The sequence below is a fragment of the Mycobacterium sp. DL440 genome (assembly GCF_011745145.1).
Taxonomy (GTDB): domain Bacteria; phylum Actinomycetota; class Actinomycetes; order Mycobacteriales; family Mycobacteriaceae; genus Mycobacterium.
The window spans coordinates 3,130,418-3,155,891 of record NZ_CP050191.1; the positions used below are offsets into that span (position 1 = coordinate 3,130,418).

Annotated in this window: 20 protein-coding genes; 5 read left to right on the forward strand and 15 right to left on the reverse strand. The window is 66.8% G+C overall.

Translation table 11 applies throughout. The features are described 5' to 3' along the window. Positions 1–60: 60 nt before the first annotated feature. From HBE63_RS15115 to HBE63_RS15130, 4 genes are all read right to left on the reverse strand, one after another. The gene (locus tag HBE63_RS15115) at positions 61–1,020 is read right to left on the reverse strand and encodes an isopenicillin N synthase family oxygenase (protein ID WP_166905466.1); all 960 of its coding nucleotides are present in this window, start codon (positions 1,018–1,020) and stop codon (positions 61–63) included. Then, entirely contained in the window at positions 1,017–1,457 is a 441-nt protein-coding gene (locus tag HBE63_RS15120; RefSeq protein WP_166905467.1) for a nucleoside deaminase, read from the reverse strand. The genes HBE63_RS15115 and HBE63_RS15120 overlap by 4 nt, the downstream gene beginning before the upstream one ends. Further along, the gene (locus HBE63_RS15125; RefSeq protein WP_166905468.1) at positions 1,454–2,851 is read right to left on the reverse strand and encodes a cytosine permease; all 1,398 of its coding nucleotides are present in this window, start codon (positions 2,849–2,851) and stop codon (positions 1,454–1,456) included. The genes HBE63_RS15120 and HBE63_RS15125 overlap by 4 nt, the downstream gene beginning before the upstream one ends. Positions 2,852–2,918: 67 nt before the next feature. Continuing rightward, positions 2,919–3,548, reverse strand: coding sequence for a DsbA family protein (locus HBE63_RS15130; RefSeq protein ID WP_166905469.1), 630 nt, complete (start codon positions 3,546–3,548; stop codon positions 2,919–2,921). A gap of 281 nt (positions 3,549–3,829) precedes the next feature. Between HBE63_RS15130 and HBE63_RS15135 the strand changes: the two genes are divergently transcribed. The 3 genes from HBE63_RS15135 (at position 3,830) to HBE63_RS15145 (ending at position 7,291) form a co-directional block, all read left to right on the forward strand. Further along, positions 3,830–4,231, forward strand: a complete 402-nt coding sequence (locus tag HBE63_RS15135) for a DUF732 domain-containing protein (protein ID WP_166905470.1) — start codon at positions 3,830–3,832, stop codon at positions 4,229–4,231. 38 nt (positions 4,232–4,269) lie between these two features. Then, a complete protein-coding gene (pepN, locus tag HBE63_RS15140) occupies positions 4,270–6,861 on the forward strand; it encodes an aminopeptidase N (RefSeq protein ID WP_166905471.1) in 2,592 nt (863 codons plus the stop codon). A 91-nt stretch (positions 6,862–6,952) separates the two neighbouring features. Beyond that, positions 6,953–7,291 carry an HNH endonuclease gene (locus HBE63_RS15145; RefSeq protein WP_166905472.1) on the forward strand — a complete coding sequence of 113 codons (339 nt, stop codon included), beginning with the start codon at positions 6,953–6,955 and terminating at the stop codon, positions 7,289–7,291. Between the two features lie 99 nt (positions 7,292–7,390). Here HBE63_RS15145 and HBE63_RS15150 read toward each other — a convergent pair whose 3' ends face one another. Genes HBE63_RS15150 through HBE63_RS15160 form a run of 3 tightly spaced genes read right to left on the reverse strand, consistent with a single transcriptional unit; the run spans position 7,391 to position 8,793 of the window. Beyond that, on the reverse strand, positions 7,391–7,870 hold the full coding sequence (locus tag HBE63_RS15150; RefSeq protein ID WP_166905473.1) for a DUF5130 domain-containing protein: 480 nt from the start codon (positions 7,868–7,870) through the stop codon (positions 7,391–7,393). Next, positions 7,857–8,090: a hypothetical protein gene (locus tag HBE63_RS15155; RefSeq protein WP_166905474.1), complete on the reverse strand. Its 234-nt coding sequence runs from the start codon at positions 8,088–8,090 to the stop codon at positions 7,857–7,859. Before HBE63_RS15155 ends, HBE63_RS15150 begins: the two co-directional genes overlap by 14 nt. A 58-nt stretch (positions 8,091–8,148) precedes the next feature. Further along, the gene (locus HBE63_RS15160; protein WP_166905475.1) at positions 8,149–8,793 is read right to left on the reverse strand and encodes an HNH endonuclease; all 645 of its coding nucleotides are present in this window, start codon (positions 8,791–8,793) and stop codon (positions 8,149–8,151) included. A gap of 162 nt (positions 8,794–8,955) precedes the next feature. Here HBE63_RS15160 and HBE63_RS15165 point away from each other — a divergent pair, with 162 nt between their 5' ends. Together HBE63_RS15165 and HBE63_RS15170 are read left to right on the forward strand one after the other, a co-directional pair. Next, the gene (locus HBE63_RS15165) at positions 8,956–9,342 is read left to right on the forward strand and encodes a globin (RefSeq protein ID WP_166909815.1); all 387 of its coding nucleotides are present in this window, start codon (positions 8,956–8,958) and stop codon (positions 9,340–9,342) included. Between the two features lies 1 nt (position 9,343). Continuing rightward, positions 9,344–10,912, forward strand: coding sequence for a glycoside hydrolase family 13 protein (locus tag HBE63_RS15170; RefSeq protein WP_166905476.1), 1,569 nt, complete (start codon positions 9,344–9,346; stop codon positions 10,910–10,912). Between the two features lie 56 nt (positions 10,913–10,968). Here HBE63_RS15170 and HBE63_RS15175 read toward each other — a convergent pair whose 3' ends face one another. The 8 genes from HBE63_RS15175 to HBE63_RS15210 form a co-directional block, all read right to left on the reverse strand. Continuing rightward, positions 10,969–11,628 (reverse strand): hypothetical protein, encoded by a 660-nt coding sequence (locus HBE63_RS15175; protein WP_166905477.1) that lies wholly within the window; start codon positions 11,626–11,628, stop codon positions 10,969–10,971. Beyond that, complete coding sequence (locus tag HBE63_RS15180) at positions 11,625–11,987, reverse strand: thioesterase family protein (protein WP_243858731.1); 363 nt, start codon at positions 11,985–11,987, stop codon at positions 11,625–11,627. Before HBE63_RS15180 ends, HBE63_RS15175 begins: the two co-directional genes overlap by 4 nt. A 41-nt stretch (positions 11,988–12,028) precedes the next feature. Further along, entirely contained in the window at positions 12,029–16,873 is a 4,845-nt protein-coding gene (locus tag HBE63_RS15185; RefSeq protein ID WP_371815000.1) for an NAD-glutamate dehydrogenase, read from the reverse strand. A gap of 99 nt (positions 16,874–16,972) precedes the next feature. After that, positions 16,973–18,646, reverse strand: coding sequence for an energy-dependent translational throttle protein EttA (gene ettA, locus HBE63_RS15190; protein ID WP_166905480.1), 1,674 nt, complete (start codon positions 18,644–18,646; stop codon positions 16,973–16,975). A 110-nt stretch (positions 18,647–18,756) separates the two neighbouring features. Then, on the reverse strand, positions 18,757–19,215 hold the full coding sequence (locus tag HBE63_RS15195) for a single-stranded DNA-binding protein (protein ID WP_166905481.1): 459 nt from the start codon (positions 19,213–19,215) through the stop codon (positions 18,757–18,759). 173 nt (positions 19,216–19,388) lie between these two features. Then, complete coding sequence (locus HBE63_RS15200; RefSeq protein WP_166905482.1) at positions 19,389–21,419, reverse strand: cytochrome c oxidase assembly protein; 2,031 nt, start codon at positions 21,417–21,419, stop codon at positions 19,389–19,391. A gap of 76 nt (positions 21,420–21,495) precedes the next feature. Beyond that, positions 21,496–23,844 (reverse strand): glycerol-3-phosphate 1-O-acyltransferase, encoded by a 2,349-nt coding sequence (locus tag HBE63_RS15205; RefSeq protein WP_166905483.1) that lies wholly within the window; start codon positions 23,842–23,844, stop codon positions 21,496–21,498. Then, complete coding sequence (locus HBE63_RS15210; RefSeq protein WP_166909817.1) at positions 23,841–25,439, reverse strand: HAD-IB family hydrolase/lysophospholipid acyltransferase family protein; 1,599 nt, start codon at positions 25,437–25,439, stop codon at positions 23,841–23,843. Before HBE63_RS15210 ends, HBE63_RS15205 begins: the two co-directional genes overlap by 4 nt. Positions 25,440–25,474 lie beyond the last annotated feature (35 nt).

Sequence of the window (25,474 nt, forward strand, 5' to 3'; positions counted from 1 at the left end):
GGTCATTCTCTCAGACGACGTGACACGCCCCGAGCTAACCACTCCAGCCCAATTATCGGCTCAGCCGATGCTGATGGCGTCGAGGCGTTCCTTGATGAAGGCCGACGACGTCACCGGCTCCAGGCCCGCGACTTTGCCGATGGGCGGCTCCAGCGGGGTGACGAGTGCGTCGTGGTTGGCCTCGTAGAAGTAGATCAACGAGACCAGGTCTTCTTCGGGGGCGTGGGGCTGCGGTGGCAGCACGCGGTGCCGGCCGGACGGCCAGCGCCGACCACTCCAGTACTCCAGCAGGTCACCGATGTTGACCGTGAGAGATCCCGGTTCCCAGGGCGCGTCCTCCCAGCCCGCCTGCTCGGAGTAGACCTGCAGCCCGCCCGCACCGGGCTCGCGGTCCAGGATCGTCACGGTGCCGAAGTCGGTGTGGGGACCGATGCGGAACTGCCCGGGCTCCGGCTCCCCGACCACACTGACCGGCGGATAGTGATTGATGTTCATGGTCCACGTCGGCCGGTCGGCCAGTGCGACAAAGGGATTTACCGTCAGTCCCACGGCGTGGGCGAACAGCGCCAGCAGGTCGTCGGAGACCTTCCGCATGGCAGCGGTGTACTCGTCGACCAACGACTGCAGCGCGGGAACCTCGATCGGCCATACGTTGGGGGCGAACCAGATCCGGTCCACCTCGGCGTCGCCGGTCGCGGTCTCGGCGCCCAGGCTGTAGCTCTCCTTGAGGTCAGGCGGGGTCTCGGTGCCCTCGGCGTAGCCGTTGGCCTCGGCTCCCGGCCCGATCCAGCCGTGACCGCCGACCGGTACCGAGTAGCGCTCCTTGACCTCGTCGGGCAGCGCGAACAACTCCCGGCTGGCCGCACGCACCCGGGCCGCCAACGCGGTGTCCACGCCGTGTCCCGTCACCACGATGAACCCGGCGCGCTGCAGGCCGGCGTCGACCTCCGCGGCAACCGCGTCGGCCTCGGCCCCACCGGCGTACCAGCGAGACATGTCCACAGTTGCGATGGCGCTCATTCGCCGATGTCCTCCGCCCACAGATCCGGCCGCTCGGCGATGAAGCCCTCCATCATCGCCACGCAGCGTTCATCGTCGAGCAGGGTAACCGCGACCCCGTGCTCGGCCAGCCAGTCATGACCACCGGTGAAGGTTCGGCTCTCCCCGATCACCAGCGCGCCGATGTTGAACTGACGCACCAGCCCACTGCAGTACCAGCACGGCGAGAGCGTCGTCACCATGATCGTGGACCGGTAGCCGCGCTGACGCCCGGCCGCCCGGAAGGCGTCGGTCTCCGCGTGGATCGACGGGTCATCGTTCTGCACGCGCCGGTTGTGCCCGGCGCCCAGCAGGTCGCCGTCCGAACTGAACAGGGCGGCGCCGATCGGAATACCGCCTTCGGCCAACCCTTTTCGGGCCTCCGCCACGGCGACGTCGAGCATCTGTTCCGGGGTCATGCCGGCACCTTTCGTTCCGCGGTCAGCTTGGAGCGGCACAACATCAGGTAGCCGGCGCCGGCAATGAGGAACCCGACGAAGAACGTGATGTCGCCCAGTTGCGGCACCTCCCGCGCGATGTACCCGACGAACTTCGTCTGGTTGCAGAACAACGTCACCGACACCACCAGGCCGAGCAGGAACGACGCCAACCCGGGCCAGTTCGTGTACGAGCGGTCGTAGAGGAACTGCGCGACGGGTTGGTCACCACGCAGGTACTCGTCGGCGAACACCACGCCCAGCCACGGACCGATCCAGTAGGCGATGATCAGCAGGAACGCCTCGTAGCTCGCGGCAGCGTCGGCCAGCGCCCACCAGGCGATGAGGAACCCGACGATCCCGAAGAACGCGGTTGCCAGGGCCCGCGCGATGTGATGCGGCAGTTTGATTCCGATGGTCACGAAAGCCATTGCGCCCGAATAGATGTTGATCGCATTGGCGGCGATGGCCCCGATCGCGATGGCCAGGAGGGTCAGGCTCGCCAGCCACGGAGCCAACTCCGCGGTGAATGCCGATGTCGGATTGTCGGACACCGCCGGGCCGATCGTCACAGAGGCCGCGCCCACCGTCTGCAACAGCATGCATGATACGAACAGCCCTGCGGCAGCGAAGAATCCGGTGCGCGGGCCGGCCGCTGACCGCGGGAGGTACCGGGTGTAGTCCGCCGCGTACGGCGCCCAGCCCGCGACATAACCGAACGCGGTACCCACGGTGAGCAGGAAACCACCCGTACCACCGACACTCTCGGTGACCGCCGGAGCGCCCACGTCGGCCTTGCTCAGGATCACCACGGAGGTGATCGCGAAGATCACCGCGAGCACCGGGAAGGCCCACCGCTCGAAGGCCTGCACCAGGTTGTGCCCGAAGACCGCCAGCGCGGTCTGCACCACGACGACGAGCACCAGGGCCAGCACCGGCGCGACACCGAACAGGGTGGACAGCGCGAACGCGCCGCTGACGCTGTTGGTGGCGAACCACCCGATGCCCGCGGTCACCGTCATCAGCAGCGAGGGCACGGCGTTGCCCTTGAAGCCGAACGCCAGCCGGCCCAGAACCATCTGCGGGACGCCGTGCAGGGGCCCGCGCTTGGACAGGAAGTAATGCGCGAGAGCCCCCAGGCCGGTGCCGATCGCCAGGCCAGCCACCGCCTGCCAGAACGTCATGCCGTAGACGGAGACCGCCAGCACGCCCAGGAAGATCGTGGCGAACTCCAGGTTCGGCGAGGTCCAGGTCCAGAACAATTGGCTGGGCTTGCCGTGCCGGTCGGCCTCGGCGATGTGCTCGTTGCCGCCCGGTTCCACGGCGGCGATTCGGTCCCGGTACGAGCCGTCGGTGCTGGGCTCAGCCGCTGTCATCCGTACACCGTGGCGTGAGCCACGGTGTTACGCAACCGGAACCGCGATTTTGGCCGGGGTTCACCCGTTACTCGAACTGCGGAGCCTCCGTGCGGGAGCGCTTGATCTCCCAGAAATGCGGGTACGACGCGAACGTCACCGACGCGTCCCAGAGCTTGCCTGCCTCTTCGCCGCGCGGGATCTTCGAGAGCACCGGGCCGAAGAACGCGACGCCGTTGACGTGGATGGTCGGAGTGCCGACATCCTCACCGACGGCGTCCATGCCGGCGTGGTGACTCTTGCGCAACGCATCGTCGTACTTGTCGGTGTTGGCCGCCTCGGCCAGCTCGGCGGGCAGGCCGACTTCCTCGAGCGATTGCGCGATCACCTGGTCGAGGTCCTTGTTGTCCTGGTTGTGAATGCGGAAGCCCATCGCGGTATAGAGCGGGCCGAGGATCTCCGGCCCCTTGAGCTGCTCGGCGGCGATGGCGACCCGGACCGGGCCCCAGGCCTTCTTCATCAGTTCCTGATAGTTCTCGGGCAGGTCGCGGCCCTCGTTGAGCACGGCGAGGCTCATGACGTGGAACTGCACGTCGATATCGCGCACCTGCTCGACCTCGAGGATCCAGCGCGAGGTGATCCAGCACCACGGGCACAGCGGGTCGAACCAGAAGCCGGCGGTATCCTTTTGATCTTTCGGTTGGTCCTGGGGAGCCATCTACGCGTTCCTCTCGGTGTGGTTCAAGGCACAACTGCGTTCAACACAACTGTGCACCCGTATCGAGATGTTCCCGAGGCGAGTAACTATCCGGGGACCGTTTACGACAACAATGGTGACTGACCGCTCGACAAGCATGTCGAAGTCACGGCAGCAGCACAGGAAACGCATAGTGCGCGAACTTTTATCGGAACGTGTTGTTCCTGTGACCCTGGTACACCACTGTTGCCCAAGTGAGCAGAGCGTTGCAAGAGTTCTGCGTGATAGCTGAGGAGCTCAATATGGCCGCTCGCGCCCTCCTGACCGCCGTGGGTGTCGTCTCCGTCGCCCTCGCGGTGGCCGCCCCGGCACAAGCCGACCCGGCTCCGGCCGATCCGACGACCGACAGCTCTTTCCTGAACGCCCTGAACAGCGCAGGCGTCGGTTATGGCGACCCCAACACTGCCGTCCAGATGGGCCAGGACGTGTGTCCGATGTTGGTCGAGCCGGGCAAGGACTTCGCGTCGGTGGCCTCCCAGATGCGCGGCGACGGCGGCATGTCCCCGCAGATGGCGTCGTTCTTCACCGGCATCGCCATCCAGATGTACTGCCCGCAGATGATGTCCTCGATCAGCGACGGTTCGATCCTGAACAACCTGGGCGCACTGAACGGACTCGCCGGGATCGCCGGCTTCCCCCAGTAGGCCGAGTCCTGCGAACGTCCAGCCACTAGGTTGGACGGGTGGCACTTCCCAATCTCACCCGCGAACAGGCCATCGAGCGCGCCGCTCTGGTCACCGTCGACAACTATCGCGTCGTCCTCGACCTCACCGACGGCAACGGCAACCCCGGCGAACGCACCTTCCGGTCCACCACGACCGTGACGTTCGATGCCCTCGCCGGCACCGACACCTTCATCGATCTGGCGGCCGACACCGTCCGCAGTGCGACGCTCAATGGCGTCGCACTGGATGTGTCCGGTTACGACGAATCCACCGGTATCGCGCTCACCGGCCTGGCCGCTCACAACGTCCTGGTGGTCGACGCCGACTGCCTGTACTCCAACACCGGTGAGGGCCTGCATCGGTTCGTGGACCCGGTCGACGACGAGGTGTACCTGTACTCGCAGTTCGAGACCGCCGACGCCAAGCGGATGTTCGCCTGCTTCGACCAGCCCGACCTGAAGGCCACCTTCGATGCCCAGGTCACCGCGCCCTCGCACTGGCAGGTGATCTCCAACGGGGCGACCATCGCCGCCGAGCCCGACGGGCCGGTCACCGTGCACACCTTCGCTACCACCCCGAAGATGAGCACCTACCTGGCTGCACTCATCGCCGGACCGTACGCGGTGTGGCGCGATGCATACTCCGATTCCCACGGCGAGATCCCGCTGGGCATCTTCTGCCGGGCCTCGTTGGCCGAGTTCATGGATGCCGAGCGGCTTTTCACCGAGACCAAGCAGGGCTTTGGCTTCTACCACGCCAATTTCGGCACGCCGTACGCCTTCGGCAAGTACGACCAGCTGTTCGTGCCCGAGTTCAACGCGGGCGCCATGGAAAACGCCGGCGCGGTGACGTTCCTGGAGGATTACGTCTTCCGGTCCAAGGTGACCCGGGCCTCCTATGAGCGCCGCGCCGAGACCGTGCTGCACGAGATGGCCCACATGTGGTTCGGCGATCTGGTCACCATGCAGTGGTGGGACGACCTGTGGCTGAACGAGTCCTTTGCGACGTTCGCGTCGGTGCTGTGCCAGGCCGAGGCCACCGAATACGACACCGCGTGGACCACATTCGCCAATGTGGAGAAGTCCTGGGCCTACCGCCAGGATCAGCTCCCCTCGACCCATCCGGTCGCCGCCGACATCCCGGACCTGGCCGCCGTGGAGGTCAACTTCGACGGCATCACCTACGCCAAGGGCGCCTCGGTGCTCAAGCAACTGGTGGCCTACGTCGGGCTCGAAGAGTTCCTCTCCGGACTGCGGGACTACTTCCGCGACCACGCCTTCGCCAACGCCACCTTCGGCGATCTGCTGGGCGCGCTGGAGAAGTCGTCGGGGCGCAACCTGTCCGGCTGGGGCCAACAATGGCTCAAGACAACGGGTTTGAACACTCTGCGAGCTGATTTCGTCGTGGACGATTCGGGTGCGTTCACCCGGTTCGCCATCGCGCAGTCGGGGGCGGCACCCGGCGCCGGGGAGACCCGGGTGCACCGGCTGGCCGTCGGCATCTACGACGACGACCCGGCCGGCTCCGGCAAGCTCGTCCGGCTGCACCGCGAGGAGCTCGACGTCGAGGGGCCGGTCACGGAAGTTCCTGCCCTGGTGGGCATTTCGCGCGGGAAGCTGATCCTGGTCAACGATGACGACCTGACCTACTGCTCGCTGCGGCTGGACCCGGCCTCGCTGTCGACCGTGCTGTCGCGGATCGCCGACATCGCCGATCCGCTCCCCCGGACCCTGGCCTGGTCGGCGGCCTGGGAGATGACGCGCGAGGCCGAGATGAAGGCCCGCGACTTCGTCGCCCTGGTGATGAGCGGCATCCACGCCGAATCCGAGGTCGGCGTCGCGCAGCGGCTGCTGATGCAGGCCCAGACCGCGCTCGGTTCCTACGCCGATCCCGCCTGGGCGACCGAAACCGGCTGGCCGGCATTCGCCGATGCGCTGCTCGATCGCGCGCGCGAGTCCGTCCCCGGTTCTGATCACCAGCTCGCCTTCGTCAACGCGCTGTGCAGCTCGGTGCTGTCGGCGAACCACGTCGCCGTGCTGTCGACGCTGCTCGACAACGAACCGGCCGCGGTGAACATGCCCGGCCTGGTGATCGACACCGACCTGCGCTGGCGGATCGTCACCGCACTGGCCCGCAACGGGCAGGTCGACGCCGACGGACCCGAGACGCCGTTCATCGACGCCGAGGCCGAGGCCGACCCGACCGCGGCCGGCAAACGCCACGCCGCCGCAGCATCGGCGGCCCGCCCGCAGGACGAGGTGAAGTCCGCGGCGTGGGAACAGGTCATCGAGGACGACACGATCGCCAACATCACCACCCGCGCCATCGTCGGTGGTTTCGTGCAGCCCGGCCAGGCCGAGTTGTTGGCGCCGTTCACCACTCGCTACTTCGCCGCGATCTCCGGGGTGTGGGAGCGGCGGTCCAGCGAGGTCGCGCAGACCGTGGTGATCGGGCTGTACCCGTCGTGGGACATCAGCCGAAATGGGCTGGACGCGGCGGACGCCTTCCTGTCGGATCCCGAGGTGCCACCCGCGCTGCGCCGACTGGTGATCGAGGGGCGCGCCGGCGTGGAGCGCGCCCTGCGCGCCCGCGCCTTCGACGTCAGCTAGTTCCCGTTGCACCGCGAGCGTGCGGGTCTGCGCCCCGACACGCCGTGCCAGCGCAGCATTCTGCGCACGCTCGCGGTCATACGCTGTGCCCATGGCGGTCAGTCGAACCCGCGCGGCACGGGCTGCCCGCAAGCGCAAGCGCCGAATGGACCTCATGGTCCACGACCTCACCGATGAGCAGTGGGAAGCGATCAAAGCGGCATGGGGTGGGTGTGCCTACTGCGGAAGCAGCGGCGGCCCGTTTCAGAAGGACTGCGTGATGGCGATCTCGCGCGGCGGGCGCTACACCGTGGACAACGTGGTGCCGGCGTGCGCATCGTGCAATGCCAGCAAGTGCAACTTCGAGGTCAGCACCTGGATGCGGCGCAAACGGCTCGACGAGCGGACGTTCTTGACGCGTTATGTGGAGATCCGCTCCAGCCTGGCGTGACCTCGCCGGTCCGCGACCGTGTGCAAAACGCCGACCGCGAGCGGCGTGTCGGACAGCCGACGCGCACGCTCGCGGTGGGAAAGAACCAGATCCTGAAAACTAGGCGGGGGCAACGCCGGCCGACAGCACGCGCACGGCGCTGATCAGACCGTCGATCAAGTTGCCTTCCTTGAAGGAGGCGGCAGCCGCCGAGACGCCCAGCGGGGCAGCCTCTTCGATGCCACGGCCCTTGACGTCGGCGCCGTAGACCACCTCGATCGCGTGCTGGTCGGGTGAGACCGCGAGCAGCACCGCATTGTTGGGGGTCGGCACCTTGGCGAGAATCTCGCGCGCCGCAGCGGCGGTGTCCGCGCCTAGGTCACCGATATAGATCGCGAACCGGGCCTTGGCTGCCCGCGAACCGTACTTCAGCGCGTCGTCGAGGATGACGAGATCCATCGTCGGGAACGGGTAGTGCACCGACAGCTCACCGGGCTCGGTGACTCCCGAGATCCGACCGCTGTAGGTCAGGGCGTAGCCGTAGGGCAGGTCGAGATCCGATGAGGCCCGCGTCGCAGTTGTAACTTCACCACTTGCCACTTGCGCCGCCTCCGATCGTCACGCCGTGTGAATCATGCCCACCGTGCCCGTGATCCTGCGGCTCCTCGGCAGCCCACAGAATGGGCTCGTGGGTCCACGGCTCGGACATCTTGTAGGTAGCCGGGTGCGGTCCCCTGCGGGTCAAGAAGATCAACGCCAGGACCACGAACAACAACAGCGGAACCCCTCCGAGGAGGGAATGGGTAAGTGCTGTGCTCACGCGCAAACCGTATCAGCCGCAATACGCCGCCGCGCCGAGAGTGCCCGGCAAGCCGGCATCATGCCGCGCCTTCGCCGAGATAGCGCACCCAGGCCGGGTCGAGCTCCTTGATGGTCGACAGCAGCCGCCAATGCTGCCCCTTGGGCGGCATCGGCAGGCACCGCAGTGACCAGCCCAGTTCGGCCAGCAACCGGTCGGCCTTCCGGTGGTTGCACGGCCCGCACGCCGCCACACAGTTCTCCCAGGAATGCTCACCGCCGCGGCTGCGCGGGATCACGTGGTCGACCGTGTCGGCGCGCCCGCCGCAGTACGCGCAGCGGAACCGGTCGCGGTGCATGAGGGCCGCGCGGGTCATAGGGACGCGGGCCCGGTACGGCACCCGCACGAAGGCGCGCAGCCGGATCACCGAGGGCACCACGATGGTGCGGGTGGCCGAGTGGATGACGGGCCCCGTCGGGTCGTCATGCACGACGTCGGCTTTGCCACACATCACCATGATCACCGCGCGCCGCAGCGGAAGTGCGGTCAGCGGTTCATACGTGGAGTTCAGCAGTAGGACGCGGCGGCGCCCCCACAGGGACGCGTCGGGAGCGCTGGTGGGAACTATCTCGACGCTGTGTAGAGGGCGATTGGGCACATGGGGTCCCGATGGGCCGGGAATGTGGCCGGTCCGTCGTATATGGCCTTTTTTGCTGTGCGCCATGGAGCCTCCGAGGAGACAGTCCACCACGGATCCCCGCAATACGCACGAAAATTCTTCGGGTGTTCGCAGGTCAGTCCAATGAACATGAGGTGACCGGACCGCCGTGACCGGCCCCGACGCCCGCTGGGGCCACAATGGACCACAATGAGTGACGTGACGCAGGTGCAGCGATCTTTCTACGACGAAGTCGGGGGCCACGAGACGTTCGCAGCGATCGTGTCGCGGTTCTACCAACTGGTGCGCGAGGACGAGATCCTGCTGCCGCTGTACCCCGAGGACGACATCGACGGCGCCGAGGAACGGCTGCGGATGTTCCTTGAGCAGTACTGGGGTGGGCCCAGGACGTACTCCGACCAGCGCGGCCACCCCCGGCTGCGGATGCGGCACGCCCCCTTCCGAATCGGGTACCTCGAGCGTGACGCCTGGCTGCGCTGCATGCACACCGCGGTGGCCTCCATCGACTCGGCGACGCTGGACGAGCCACACCGGCGCGCACTGCTGGACTACCTCGACATGGCCGCAGACTCGATGGTGAACTCGGCGTTCTGAGATGCGCCGGTGGTGGGCGGACGCGGTTTTCTACCAGGTCTATCCCCGCTCGTTCGCCGACAGCAACGGCGACGGAGTGGGCGACCTCGACGGGGTGAGCGCCGGACTCGACTATCTGGCGGCCCTCGGTGTCAACGCCCTGTGGCTCAATCCGGTCATGGTGTCGCCGATGGCCGACCACGGCTATGACGTCGCCGACCCGCGTGATGTCGACCCACTGTTCGGCGGTCTCGATGCGTTGGACCGCCTGCTCGATGCCGCCCACGCCCGCGGCATCCGGGTCACCATGGACCTGGTGCCCAACCACACCAGCTCGGCGCACCCGTGGTTTGTCGAGGCGCTGGCGGATCCGCGCCGACGTGACCGCTATATCTTCCGCGACGGCCGGGGCCCGCACGGCGACATACCGCCGAACAATTGGGTGTCGGTGTTCGGCGGGCCGGCCTGGACCCGCATCACCGAACCCGACGGCACACCGGGCCAGTGGTATCTGCACCTGTTCGACCCCGCCCAGCCCGACCTGAACTGGAACCATCCCGAGGTGTTCGAGGATCTGGAGAAGACGCTGCGGTTCTGGCTCGATCGCGGGGTCGACGGCTTCCGCATCGACGTCGCGCACGGCATGGCCAAGCCACCCGAGTTGCCCGACATGACGGTCACCGACACCGCGCTGCTGCGCAACAGCGACGACGACCCGAGGTTCGACAACGACAGCGTCCACGACATCCACCGCTTCATCCGGACCGTGTTCGACGACTATCCCGACGCGGTGGCAGTCGGCGAGGTGTGGGTGCACGGCAATGAACGCTTCGCCAAATACCTGCGGCCCGACGAGCTGCACCTCGGCTTCAATTTCCGTCTGGTGCAAGCAGATTTCGACGCCGGCGAGGTCCACGACGCGATCGACAACGCGATGGCCGCTGCCGAGTTGGCCGGGGCGACGCCGACCTGGACGCTGTCCAACCACGACGTGGAACGTGAGGTCACCCGTTATGGCGGCGGCGCCCGCGGGCTGGCCCGGGCCCGGGCGATGGCCCTGGTGATGCTGGCGCTACCGGGCGCGGTATTCGTCTATAACGGTGAGGAACTCGGGCTGCCCAATGTCGACCTGCCCGACGAGGTGCTCCAGGATCCGGTGTGGGAGCGCTCAGGTCACACCGAACGCGGACGTGACGGTTGCCGGGTGCCGATGCCGTGGGCCGGCGATGCCCCGCCGTTCGGGTTCTCCTCCAGTGCCGACACCTGGCTGCCGATGCCGGCCGAGTGGGCCTCACTGACGGTGCAGCGCCAGCTCGGCGACCAGGCATCGACTCTGGAGTTCTATCGGCGGGCCATCCAATTACGCTCCAGCCGTGCGGAATTCGCCGGTGGCGGGATCGAGCTGAACTCCACCGGCGATGTTCTGACGTTGCGGGGAGAAGGTGGTCTGGTATGTGTGCTCAACACGGGTGCCGAGCCGGTGCCGCTGCCACCCGGTGAAGTCCTGTTGAGCAGCGGCGAATCGGTCGACGCCCTGCTACCCACCGACACCGCCGCCTGGCTGGTCCAGCCATCCGGCGAGCAGACGTAAACCTGCCCAAAATCGCCGGAAATAGTGCAGTTTTGCGTCTGCTCGCGCAAGGGAACTCAGCCCAGGATCAGGGCGGCGCTTTCGCGGCGGCGGTACACCGAGCCGAACCGGGCGTCGATGCGCAGCCACGACGGGTGTGCGCGGACCCGGACGATCTCCTCTTCACTCACCTCGTTGCCGGTCTGCGGCAGAAAACCCATGGCGGTCAACGCAAAAACGCATCGCATCGGCACGCCGACAGCCACGTCGCCCGCGCTGACCGCGATGACCTCCTGGTCCAGCAGCGAGGCCGGCGGGCCGTAGGCACTGCTGTGGTCACGGGCCAATGCGCCGCCCTGCTGGGCCAGGTCGAGCATCACCCGCGCCGGGATGTCGTCGAGGTGGACGAAGCCGTCCTCGGGTGGCAGACCACCGCGCCAGGCCGAGTCCATCGGGAAGCCGGGGTCGACGTAACCGTCTCTCGCAGTGGACAAGCCGGCTACCAGTGCGTCGGCTCCGGCGGACAGGTCCGATGGCCGAACCTGACCGCTCACCACTCGACTGGCCAACACCTCCAACCCGGTGGCCACCCAGGCCACGGCCGCGCCGGTACCGGTCCGCTCCCGCAACCGCACCACCGCGGCATCGTCCAACCGCAGCGCACGGTCAAGGAACGTCGCGAGATCCTCACGGTCCTGCGGGTCATCGATCCACAGACCGCGCTCGGGGGCGGTCATCGCAGGTGGCTCTCCAGATAGCCGCGCTGCTCGGCCGTCAGACGTTCGAGACGTTGCTCACCGATGTGCACCGCGGCCAGTTGGGTCTCGCCGATCACCGCCGGCTTGGAGTCAGCAGCGGCGTGCAGCGAGCGCACCTCGTAGCCGATGGTGAAGTCGACGGCCCGCACCCGCTTGGACCACATGGTCACCTGCAGCGGTGAGTCCACGAGCCGCAACTGCCCCTTGTAGGCGATATTGACCTCGGCGATCAGCAGGCCGATGGTTTCGATCGTGGCGCCGAACGGCTCACGCAGAAACGGTATCCGGGCCTCTTCGAGAAGGGTCACCATCGTGGCGTGGTTGATGTGCTGGTACATGTCGATGTCCGACCAGCGCACATGCACCGGCGTTGTAAAGCTCACGCAGTCGTTCCCGTTCCACTCGTTCGTGTCATGCTGCGGATCTGTCGCGCCGCCACAGACAGCGTCGCCAGGTCCTGCTCACCATCTTGGTATATCTCGGTCAGCGTGCGGCGGGCGCGGGTCACCCGGGAGCTGTTGGTCAGCTCCCACTCGGCGATCTTCTCCTCACCGGTCTCGTGGGGCTCCCCGACGGCGAGCACGTCGAAGCACAACGCACGCAGCGAACCGTAGATGTCGTCGCGGATCGCCAGCCGCGCCAAGGAATGCCACCGATCGTCGCGGCTCAGCCGGGAGACCGCGGTGAGCAGACCGTCCGACCCGAGGTGGTCCATCAACGCGAAGTACGTGTCGGCCACTTCAGCGGGCTCACGGTCCACGATGTCGGAGATGTCGATCACATCGAGCAGGCTGTACCGGTACAGCCCCGTCGCCACCGCATAGGCCAGATCGTCGGGGACGCCCTGCGCGGCGAACTCGCCGGCCTCTTTCTCGACGATCGCCTTGTCGTCACCGCGCAGCCACTGCGGCATGTGGGGGCGCAGGGCGGACACCTTGGCGGCGAACCGGTTGATCTCGGCGCCGACGGCCAACGGCTGCGGACGGTAGTTGAGCAGCCAGCGCCCGGCCCGGTCGACCAGCCGGCGCAGGTCCAGTGTCATCCGGTCGGTGACGAACACCGGCACCCCGGCGTCGCCCGCGGCCTGGATCCGGCGCCACATCTCACCGATCCCGAAGATGGAATCGGTGGCGACGTAGCTGCGGACCGCGTCGACTGGGCCGACCCCGACGTCCTCGGTGATGCGGTAGGCGTAGCTGATCCCGCTGGTGTCGACGAGATCGTTGACCAGCATGGTGGTGGCGATCTCCCGGCGCAGCTGATGGATGCGGATCTCACCGGTGAACTGTTCACGCAGCTTCTCCGGGAAGTACTGCGGCAGCCGGGACGCGAACACCTCCTGATCGGGCAGATCACTGGCCAGCATGTCGGCCTTGAGCTCGAGTTTGACGTGGGCCATCAAGGTGGCCAATTCCGGTGAGGTCAAACCGATTCCGGCGTCGATTCGGCGCCGGATCTCCTTCTCCGAGGGCAGCGCCTCCAACTCGCGGTTGAGCCCACGGTTGGCGACGAACTCCTTGATCATCCGGGCATGCACCGAGAGCATGCTCGCGGCGTTGGCCCGGCTGGTGCCCATGAGATCGTTCTGGTGCTTGTTGTCGGTCAACACCAGAGCCCCGACCTCGTCGGTCATCGAGAGCAGCAGCTCGGTCCGCTGACCGGACTCGATCTGACCCGCCGTGACCAGCGAGTCGATCAGGATCTTGATGTTGACCTCGTGGTCCGAACAGTCGACACCCGCGGAGTTGTCCAGCGCGTCGGTGTTGATCCGTCCGCCGGCCAGGTCGAATTCGATACGGCCCAGCGACGTCACGCCGAGGTTGCCGCCCTCGCCGATGACCTTGGCCCGCACCTCGTTACCGCACACCCGGATCTGGTCGTTGGCGCGATCGCCGACGTCGGCCTCGGTCTCGGCTTTGACGTAGGTGCCGATGCCGCCATTCCACAGCAGGTCCACCGGAGCCTTGAGAATGGCCTTCATCAGAGCGGGCGGCGTGACTTCCTCGATGTCCGCATCGAGCCCGAGTGCGGCGCGGGCCTGCGGGCTGATCGGGATCGACTTCTGCTGACGGCTGAAGACCCCGCCACCCTCACTGATCAACGCCTTGTCATAGTCCTCCCAGCTGGACCGAGGCAGGTCGAACAGGCGCTTGCGTTCCACCCAGGACCGCGCGGCGTCGGGGTTGGGATCGACGAAGATGTGCCGGTGGTCGAAGGCGGCGATCAGCCGGATGTGCTTCGAGAGCAGCATGCCGTTGCCAAACACGTCACCGCTCATGTCGCCGACGCCGACGACAGTGAAGTCCTGGCTCTGGGTGTCGACCCCCATCTCCCGGAAATGCCGCTTCACCGACTCCCAGGCGCCTTTGGCCGTGATGCCCATGGCCTTGTGGTCGTAACCGATGGAACCGCCCGAGGCGAACGCGTCGCCCAGCCAGAACCCGTAGGACTTCGCGACCTCGTTCGCGATGTCGGAGAACGTGGCCGTGCCCTTGTCGGCCGCAACCACCAGATAGGCATCCTCCCCGTCGCGGCGCACCACCTGCGGTGGCGTGACGACGGCACCGGTCCCCTTGTCGACGTTGTCGGTCACGTCGAGCAACCCGGAGATGAAGAGTTGGTAGCACGCAACGCCTTCGGCGCGCGTTGCGTCCCGGTCGACGGCGGCGTCGCCGGTCAGCTCGGGCGGCCGCTTGACCACGAACCCGCCCTTGGCGCCGACCGGCACGATGACGGCGTTCTTCACGGCCTGGGCCTTGACCAGGCCGAGGATCTCGGTGCGGAAGTCTTCGCGACGGTCCGACCAGCGCAACCCGCCGCGCGCCACAAACCCGAACCGCAGGTGCACGCCTTCGACGCGGGGCGAGTACACGAAGATCTCGAACTTGGGCCGCGGCAGAGGCAGTTCGTTGATCAGGCCGGGGTTCAGCTTCATCGCCACCACACCCCGTTGCCGTGCCGAATCTGGCTGCTGCACAAAGTAGTTGGTGCGAAGGGTGGCCTGGATCAAGGTGGCGAAGGCCCGCAGCACCCGGTCGGTGTCCAGGCTCACCAAAGCGTCGATGTCTGCGGCCACCGCAGCAGCTGCCCCCTGGGCGTCGCGGGTCCCCGCGGTGTCCTCGGACGGGTCGAACAGCGCCTCGAACAGCTGCACCAGCGACTGCGTGGTGTGCGGATTCTCGTTGACCACCGACTCGATATGCGACTGACTGTACGGAAAACCAGCCTGGCGCAGATACTTCGCGTAGGCGCGCAGGATCACCACCTGTTGCCAAGTCAGGTCGGCGCGCAACACCAGTTCGTTGAACCGGTCCACCTCGACCCGGCCGTGCCAGATCGCGGTCACCGCATCGGCGAATCGTTGGGCAGTGGCCTCGCGCGAAGCCGCATCGGGTGCCGCGGGCAGGCTGCGCTGCCGGGCGACCTTGAACTGGTAGATCCAGACCGGCAGGCCGTCGGCCCGTCGCACTGTGAACGGGCGCTCCTCCAGCACCACCACACCCATCGACTGCAGCATCGGCAGCAGTTCACTCAAGGAGGCCGACTGGCCGCCCAGGTACCAGGTGAGCTGGGCTAGGCCGTCGTCCCCACCCTCGGCGAACACCAGTTTCACCGAATTGTCTTGCAACGCTTCGATGATCGCGATGTCGGCGATGGCATCCGCCGGCGCGACGGCTTGTTTGTAGTCCTCCGGGAAGGCCGAGGCATAGTGTTCGACGGCCGCCGGGGTGACCGCCGCGTGTGCTGCGGCGCTGGTCATCCGGTCACCCCAGTTGCGGGTGGCCTCGGTCAGCAGGTTCTGGATCCGGTTCTCGTTCTCGCTGGAGGTGTCCACGGTGTGCGAGACTGTGCCGTCGGGTAGGCGCACGATGAAATGGACTACCGCCCAGGGTGATTCACTGACCCGGGCCGAATAGTCGATGCTCTCACCGCCGAGCTCGCGCACCAGGATGTCCTGCATTTCCAGGCGCACCGCGGTGGTGTAGCGGTCGCGGGGCAGGTACACCAGGCAGGACACGAAGTGCGCCAGCTGATCCGCGCGCAGGAACAGCAGGGTGCGACGTCGCGACCCGAGGTCCACCACGGTGAGCGCCATGTCGAGCAGCTGCTTGGAACTCAACGCGAACAGTTCGGGACGCGGAATGGTCTGGACGATGTCACGCAGCAGCTGAGCGGGGTGGCTCGGATCGCGCCGGGCCATGGCCAGCGCCTCCTCGACGCGCCGCGAGATCAGCGGGATATCCAGCACGTTGGCGTTCATCGCGGCCACGGTGAACAGGCCGACAAAACGATGCTCTACCACCTTCGCACCGCTCTCGCGGACGACGACAATGTACGGATTGGCGCCGTAGCGCACATAGCTCGGCATGGTGGCCTGCGCCAGCACCATCAGATCGTCGGCGGCGGTCAGCGGCGGGAGCACGTCCTCGCGCAGTTTGAGAACCCCGAGCCGGCTGGCCGGATCGACGGAGGCCTCTCCGTCGCTGATCGCACACTGCTGGTACCCCAGCAGCACGAAATGCCCGTCGGAGAGCCAGCGCAGGAGTGCGGCGACATCTCTGCGGTCGGCATTGGGAAACCGGCCCTCGACGTCGGTGGCGACATCGTTGGCCAGGGCATGGAGCGCGGCGCCCATAGCCGCGGAGTCCATCCCGATCTGGCGGGCCTCGGCGAGCACGCCGGGCAGCAACCGAACCACCTCGGTGAGCGCGGACCCTTCGGCCGCCCCGATCACCGGGACGAGGATCCAGCACTCGTCGACGCCGTCCCCTCCGGTGGCCTCGGCCGCAGGCTGAAAGTCCAGCAGCGCGCCATCTGCGTCGCGGCGCACCCGGAAGACCGGGTTCATGATGGCCGGGTAGGCGATGCCGTTGCGGTGCAGCAGCACTGTCACCGAGTCGACCAGCATCGCCGCCTGCTCGGTGATGATCTGCAGGGCCGGGCCCGAGTCGGCGTCGCCCGGATACACCTGGACCTTGGTCTCCCCCGGTGCCCGGTGGCTGCCCAGTTGGTACTGGGCAGCCACCGTACCGTCGGAGACCAGACGCTCGGCGACACCGGCGGCCTGAGGACCGGTGGCGGCGATTCCGAGCACATCGACCTGAGGAGCCCGGTAGGTGGACAGGAAAGCCAGCGCGAGCCGGTGGACCACCTCAGGCGGCGCCTGCAAGTCAGCCAAGCCGCTAATCCCCTGCCCTGAAACAGCTCCCGGTTCGGTCGCCATACGGATCACTCCTGACTCACGCCCACACACCGGCATCGGTGCGTAGCTGCGACACTAGTAGCGTCCCCGAGCTTGCTGCCCCCTTTAGCCCGTCACGGGTCAGTCGCGGGTCAGTCTCCGGTGGGTCACTCGGTGCGGACGCGCAGCTTCGGCACCGAGACGTTGGATCTTGTTCTCCTCATAGGCACCGAAGTTGCCCTCGAACCAGTACCACTTGGCTTCGTTGTCGTCGTCGCCCTCCCACGCCAGGATGTGCGTGCAGGTGCGGTCCAGGAACCAGCGGTCGTGGCTGATCACCACGGCGCAGCCGGGGAACTGGTCAAGCGCATTCTCGAGCGAGGACAGCGTCTCGACATCGAGGTCGTTGGTCGGCTCATCGAGCAGGATCAGGTTGCCGCCCTCTTTGAGGGTCAGGGCGAGGTTGAGCCGGTTGCGCTCACCACCGGACAGCACGCCCGCGGGCTTTTGCTGATCCGGTCCCTTGAAACCGAACGCCGACACGTAGGCCCGCGACGGGATCTCGTTGTGGCCGACCTCGATGTAGTCCAGTCCGTCGGAGACCACCTGCCAGACGTTCTTCTTCGGGTCGATGCCCGCGCGGCTCTGGTCGACATAGCTCAGCTTGACCGTCTCACCGACCTTGACCTCACCGCTGTCGGGCTGTTCGAGGCCGACGATGGTTTTGAACAGCGTGGTCTTACCGACACCGTTGGGACCGATGACGCCGACGATGCCGTTGCGGGGCAACGTGAAGGACAGGTCCTTGATGAGCGTGCGGCCCTCGAAGCCCTTGTCGAGGTGGCTGACCTCGACCACAAGGTTGCCCAGCCGCGGCGGCGCCGGGATCTGGATCTCCTCGAAGTCGAGCTTGCGAGTCTTGTCGGCCTCAGCGGCCATCTCCTCGTAGCGGTCCAGACGTGCCTTGTTCTTGGCCTGCCGGGCCTTGGCACCCGAACGCACCCAGGCCAGCTCTTCCTTCAGCCGTTTCTGCAGCTTCTGGTCCTTCTTGCCCTGCACCTCCAGGCGCTCGGCCTTCTTCTCCAGGTAGGTCGAGTAGTTGCCCTCATACGGGTAGGCGCGGCCGCGGTCGAGCTCGAGGATCCACTCGGCGACGTTGTCGAGGAAGTAGCGATCGTGGGTGACCGCGAGGATGGCGCCCTTGTAGTTGGCCAAGTGCTGTTCGAGCCACAGCACGCTCTCGGCGTCGAGGTGGTTGGTGGGTTCGTCGAGCAGCAGCAGATCCGGCTTGGACAGCAGCAACTTGCACAGCGCCACGCGGCGGCGCTCACCGCCGGAGAGGTGGGTGACGGGCTCGTCGGGCGACGGGCAGCGCAGCGCGTCCATGGCCTGCTCGAGCTGGGAGTCGATGTCCCAGGCATCGGCGGCGTCGAGTTCCTCCTGCAGATGACCCATCTCTTCCATGAGCTCATCGGTGTAATCGGTGGCCATCAGCTCGGCCACCTCGTTGTACCGGTTGAGCTTGGCCTTGATCGCCACGCCGGCCTCGACGTTCTCGCGGACCGTCTTGGTCTCGTCAAGCTGCGGCTCCTGCATCAGGATGCCGACCGTCGCGCCGGGTTGGAGGAAGGCGTCGCCGTTGTTGGGCTGGTCGATGCCGGCCATGATCTTCAGCACACTCGACTTACCGGCCCCGTTGGGACCGACGACGCCGATCTTGGCTCCCGGAAGGAAGTTCAGGAAGACGTCGTCAAGGATGACCTTGTCGCCGTGCGCCTTGCGGACCTTGCGCATCGTGTAGATAAATTCGGCCATGCCGTGATGTGCCTTTCTGAAGCTCTTCGGGAACGTCGGATGGGCGCGTGCGCGACGGGACGCGGCAAGCCCAACTCACTCGCGCCCATCCTAGGCGTGGCCGAATACCACTAGGCCGACAGTGGCAGCTCACCCTCGTCCGGCTCGGTTTCTACGTCGTCGATCTCGCCGTCGGTCACGCCGTCCGGCTCGGGCGCAGGGCCCGCCGTCGGCTTTGGCAAGGGTGCGATCTTGGCCGTGCAACGGGACAGATCGGGGCCGACGGCGCTGGCCCGCACCTCCACCGATGACCGGCGCACGCCTTCCTTGTCGTCGTACTCGCTGGTGTAGACGTGCCCGACCACCACGACCGCGTCACCCTTCATCAGCGACGCACTGGCGCCCGTGGCCAGATTGCCCCAGCAGTTGACCGTGACATAGAGCGAGTTGCCGTGCTCCCACGTGCCCTCTGAAGTGCGGCGGCGCGAGTTGCTGGCTACCCGGAACTTGTACAGCTCCTGATCGCCGAACCGCCGCCGGACCGGGTCGGTGATGATGTTTCCCACGATGGTGAACGGGGTCTCGAACATTTTTCTGGTTCCTTTCGCTTCATCGATTCCGGCGGCTGGTGCCGAAGCGTCGACCGCCTTACGCAGCCATTGACCGTCGGCACCCCGACAGGAGACACGCTGCGGACCCGACGCACCCGTCGGCTGGGGATGAAACGCAGGCTGGGGATAACCCCGGATTGCGACCGGTGTGACTACCCGGAAGGACGGCCGCGCCGCGCCATCTCGGCGAGCATGGCGTTGTAGGCCGCCAGATCGGCGTCGTCGTCGCGGTCAGCGGCCCGGTCGAGCCGCTTGGCGGTACGTTGATCGCTGCGCCGCCACTGGATCAGCAGCGCCAACATCACGATGACCAGCGGGACTTCCCCGGCCGCCCAGGCGATGCCGCCACCGAGGTGCTGGTCTCCGAGCAGGTCGGTGTGCCACGGCAATTGCAGTGACCGGTAGAAGCTCTCGCCGAGCACGGTGTCCATGCCCATCAGCACCACACCGAAGAACGCGTGCAGTGGGAGCGAGGCGAACACCATCCCGATCTTGACCAGGTGTGGGACCGGCCTCGGGGTCGGGTCCACACCGATGACCACCCAGTAGAAGAGGTATCCCGACACCAGGAAGTGCACGTTCATCAGGATGTGCGCCGCGTGATTGCTGACCGCGGCGTCGAAGATGCCGCCGAAGTACAGTCCGTAGAACCCGGCCACGAACAGCACGGTCGCGATGATGGGCTGGGTCAGGAACTGTGACACCCGCGAGTGCAGAGCGGCGAGGAGCCATTCCCGGGGGCCGGGCGGCGATCCGCGGCGCACGGCGGGCAGCGCCCGCAAGGCCAGGGTCACCGGAGCTCCCAGCACCAGCAGGACGGGCACCAGCATGGACAGCAACATGTGGGCGATCATGTGCATGCTGAACATCGCCGGCATGTAGCGGCCGAGCCCCGATGACGTGGTGAACAGCAGGGCCGCGCAGCCCAGCAGCCAGGCGAACGTGCGGCCCACCGGCCAGGCATCGCCACGTCGGCGCAGTCGGTACACCGCGGCCAGGTACACCACCGCAGCGACGATCGCCGCGGTCCCGAACAACAGGTCGAACCGCCAGTCGAACAACACCCGCGCGACTGTCGGTGGCCCGGCGAAGTCGTATCCGATCGCGACCTCGGTGGCGCTGGGAACCCTCGGCTCCGGCGGCGGCGGGGTGCGGCCCAGCCCAACGGCGATGCCGAACGTGACGCCGAACAGCACGGCCTCTGTCAGCGCCAACCGGATCAGGGGTGTGCGCGCGCCGGGGTCGGCGGCCAGGGCGGTCAGGCTTACCCGGCGCTGTCGCCAACCCAGCACACCGAGCAGGGTCAGCGCGATGACCTTGCCCACCACGAGCCAGCCGTAGTCGGTGCGCACCAGATCGGGAAGCTGGATCCGCACCAGTGCGTTGAGCACCCCGCTGATGGCCATCGCGATGAAACACCACAGCGCCAGCGCCGAGAAGCGTCGCGCGGCCAGGGCGGTGTTGGAGCCGTCGGCCCCGCCCCCGGCACGGATGACATGGGCCAACAACGCCAGCAGTCCGCCGGCCCACAGCGCGGCCGCCACCAGGTGGATGAACAGGCTGTTGGTGGCCAGATCGTGAGCGCCCCCGGCCGACGAGTGCCCGGTCAGGACCAGTGGCATCAAGGTCACCAGGGATCCGGCCAGCAACACCGGTGTCCACCCCCACCGCAACACCGGCAGGCTCGCGATGGTGACGCCGGCGGCCAGGATCGCCGTCCAGCGCCAGGCGGCGGAGACCTCCACGAGGCTCGCCGCCGACCACACGTCGACCAGGCCGAGATGATCGAACAGCGGCTGTGCGGACACGTCGGAGATCGTCAACGGGACCAGCAGCGCGGCACACACCGTCCACACGCCCGAGGCTGCCGTACCGAGCCGCAGCGCCCGGTAGCCAGCCACATCCAGCACACCATTGGTCTGCGGTGCCACCAGGAACGCCGCGAACAGGAAGGCCCCTACTGCGACGACGGCAGCGATCTCGCCGGCGGCCCGGACGAACGGCAGGCCGTAGGTGGTGACGGGGCCGGGGTCGGGCAGGCCGGTGGCGATCAGCGCGTCCGCCAGCGACAGCGCGCCGATACCTGCGGCCACTGCCCCGGCCAACACGCCCACACCGACCAGTACGGGCCACACCGCGCTGGTGCGCAGGCCGGATGCGGCCACCGGGCCGGCAGAAGTCATGGCCCAAGGGTATGGCGTGGGCCCCACCACGCCCTCGCCGCCAGGCGAAATCCGAGTCCGGCGGCCCGGCCGTCTCCTAGCCCTGTAGGAATCGCTGGGCGCGACGCTGCTGCTCCCGGACGTAGAACTGTTTACGCGCGATCTCGTCGACCTTGTCCATATCGGCGACGATCCCGCGCAGTTCGTCGCGGAAGGCGTCGCGGCGCTCCTGCAGATCAGGACCGCTGACCAGCAGGTTCTGATCGGCCGCCACCTGCCGCGCGGTGGCGAACAGCAGTGCCGAGACCGACTCGTTGCTGCCCACCCGGCCCTGGGCGACGTACTGCCGCCCCACGCCCAGCGCCCGCTTGGTCAGGTCCCGTTCCCCGATCTCCGCCGGTGCATCACGCAGCACATCGGCGACAATCGCGTAGGCCTCGAAAAACGGGCGCAGCATGGCGCCCACCAACAGCGGTCGCTTGCCGCGCAGCATCTGATAGATATCGTCGCCCCCCGCCGCGACCTTCTCTTCCCAGTTCTCGTACCACGACATCTCTTCGGCGACGTTGTCGCGGAAGGCTGCCGAATCGGCGAAATAGAAATCGAACTTGAGCAGGTCACGCAGCCGCATCACCTGGTCCCAGAACGCCTGCAACGGGTCGTCGGCGACGTGCGCGGCATGTGCCAGCGCGAGCTCGACGATCGAGGTCTCCTGGAAGGCATGGATCAGTGAGTTGCGGTAAAAGGCCGCCTCCAACTCGTCCTCGGGGGCGATCCGCCACACCGGCTCGCGCCCACTGTCCACCAGCGTCACCGGGTGCCCGCCGGAGAGGGCGTCGACGGCCGAACGCACGCCCTCGGCGGTACGCAGCCGCAGCGCACTGTTGGTCATCGGGGTGTTCTTGCGCTCCAGGTAATCCAGTGAGTCCTGCAGGGTGTGGTGCAGTTGATCGAGGGTCAGCGCAACTCCGCGGGCACCCAGCAGCAGCGCCGAGACCAGGTTGGTCGCGCTGACCGGGGTGACCCGCAGAATCCGCCACGCCACCTCGAACGCCATCTTCTGCATCGCCAGGCGTTTGGCCGCTTCATCATGGGCCATCTCGCCGTTCGGCTCACCGAGGTGCTCGCGCATCGAAACCGCTTCCGGGAAGCGGACATAGATCTTGCCGTAGTTGCGTTCGCCCTGCGCCTTGATGAAGTTGTACAGCCAGCTCAGACCCTCGGGTGTCTTCTCGCCACCGCGGGCGTATGCGGCGTACTCGGCGGTCTCGTGCAGCTGATCGAAACTGATCGACACGGGCTGCAGCAAGATGTCGTCGCTGCGGCCGTCGAGGTAGGCGTTGGCGACGTAAGCGAGCAGTCCGAGCTTGGGCGGCAACATCTTTCCGGTCCGCGACCGGGTGCCCTCGATGGACCAGTTCAGGTTGAACCGCTTCTCCACGATGTAACCGACGTACTGGCGCAGCACGTACTTGTACAGCGGGTCGTCGAGTTTGCGGCGCAAAAAGATGACGCCGGAATGCCGGAACAACGGACCCATCAGGCCGAACGACAGGTTGATCCCGGCGAACGTGTACACCGGAGGAAGTCGATTCTCCTGCATGGCCACCGGGACGATGACCCCGTCGAGGTAGGACCGGTGGGAGAACAGCAGTACCGCTGGATGTTGTTCCAGGGCATGACGCATCGACTCGATCTCGGAGCGGTCATAGTCGATGCGGGGATCGAATCCGCGGCTGAAGATCGCCCGGCCCAGGGTTGGGATCAGATCCACCGAGAACCGGCTCCACCCGGTGGAGAGCTCATCGAGCATCTCACCGGCCGTCTCCACCGTCGCGCCGGGGATCTGCTCGAGCCCTTGACGGAAGCGCGCCGAGTCGAGCATCTCCGGCTTGACGAGCCGCGGCGACTTGTATTCGGGACCGAGTAGACGAAGCTCCACCCGTTCGATCGCCAGTACCGCCCGGCGGAGCACGAATCGTGCAAATTCCCTGGGGTTTTCCGCAACCGTGGTCTCGCTCCACTGCTTGCGCAGCTCGGACACTTTGGCCGGTTCACCGGCCACGACCCGCGCGCGCGTCGGGTCCTTGCGCAGAATGCGCCGCTGCAGGATCTCCGGTGGCCGGTAGGTGTCACGACCGGAGATCAACCCGACCACTTTCAACCGGGTGGGGAGTCCGGCGGGCACCCAGAACACCCGGACCGGGACCACCAGGCGGTCCTCGCCGGCGTCCAGCTCCTCGACCAGCCGGGCCACCGCACCGGGCGCAGGTTCGTCGGTGGCCGGCAACTGCAGTACCTCGACCGTCGAGTCGGGGTGTTCGCGCCGCTGCGCTTTGAGCCAGTCGTTGAGCAGTTCGAGCTCGGCCGGTGACGACACGGACGCGAGCACCAGCGCGTCGTCGGTGGTGCTGAAGCTGGCGAAATCATCGACTCCCGCGGTCACGGCCGGCCCTTCGGGGTCGATCGTGACGACGAGCTTGACGAGGTATCCGGCTTGGGGACAGCCTTTTTCGCCGGGATCTTCTTCGCGGGCGCCTTCTTGGCCGCCCGGCGCCCAGCGGCCTTCTTCGCGGGTGCGCGGGCGTAGATGTCGAAGGTGGGCAGTTCGTCATGCGGCCAGGAGCTGAGGGTGTCGAGGTAGATCTGGCGGACCTCGGCGATGCGGTCGGTGAGGTTGTCGACGGTCCAATCGTCCAGCGATATCGGCGGATACACCGCGACATCCACGGTGCCCGGGTTGAACGTGCTGGAATCGCGGGCCGCGATCACCTCGGCGTTGCGGATCACGATCGGCACTATCGGAACGCCCGCAGCCATCGCGATGCGGAACGGCCCCTTCTTGAACGGGCCGACCTCGGTCGTGTCCAGCCGGGTGCCCTCGGGAGCGATCAGGATCGACAAGCCCTTGCGGGCAAGCTCTTCCACGCGGTGCAGACTTTCGACAGCCTTCTCCGGGTCGTCGCGGTCGATGAATGCCGCATCCATGACCTTGCCCAGTGGACCCATCAACGGGTTGCGTTCCAGTTCCTTCTTCCCGACACCGGTGAAGTCCACGCCGACCAGCCTGCCCGCGATCATCGGGTCGGCCTGATTGCGGTGATTGAAGATGAATACCGCAGGGCGTTGCGCGGTCAGATTCTCCTCACCCAGGACGTTGAGCTCGATGCCGGTGGTGAGCATGAGCAGCTTGCTCCAGTTCGAGGTGAAGAAGTTGACCCCCGTGCGCTTGTTGCGGGTCAACAACCCGAGTCCGATCGCGCCGGCGGCGACGGTCGGGATGGCGGCCAGGCTGGCCAAAGTGCGCAGCTGCGACACCGGACTGCTGCCGCTGCGGCTGCTGAACTTCAGCACCGGCCAGCCGCGCTTGGCGGCAACGGCGGCCAACTTGCCGGCCGGATTCGTCGGCCGCGGATTGCCCACCAAATACATCAGGGCGACGTCCTCGTCACCGTCGGCGTAGAAGTAGCTCTTGGTCAGGTCCACCCCGTGGGCCGTCGAGAAGTTCTGTACCGCACGGGCTTTGCCGGGACCCCAGATGACCGGTCTCATCACTTCGCCGGTGATCAGGCCGTCCTCATCGGTCTCGAACTTGTTGCACAGCACGTTGTCGATGCCGAGAAAGCGGGCCACCGGCTCCACTTGAACCGTCAGCGCCGAGGAGCTCAATACCACCGTGTGGCCACGGGCCATGTGCGCGCGGACCATCGCACGCATCTCCGGGTACATGCGGCCCTGCACGTGCTGGACGAACAGCCGCTCACCCAGCTCGTCGAGATCGCTGAGCGAATTGCCCCGCAGCATCCGGGCGCCCTTGCCGATCAGGTCCTCGAACTCCGAACGCCCCAGTTGGTGGTTGAGCCCGGCCTGCACCATCCCGATGAACTCGCCGACGCCCATCTGACCGCGGCGCAACCGGTCCCGGGTCATGATCACCCCGGTGAAGCCGGCCACCAGGGTGCCGTCCAGGTCGAAGAACGCGCCGATCTCCGGACCCTCCGGGCTGCCCTCGATCTCGGCCAGGGTGCCGGGCAATCGCATCTGCCTGGTACCGCGGGGCTTCGGGGACGGATCTT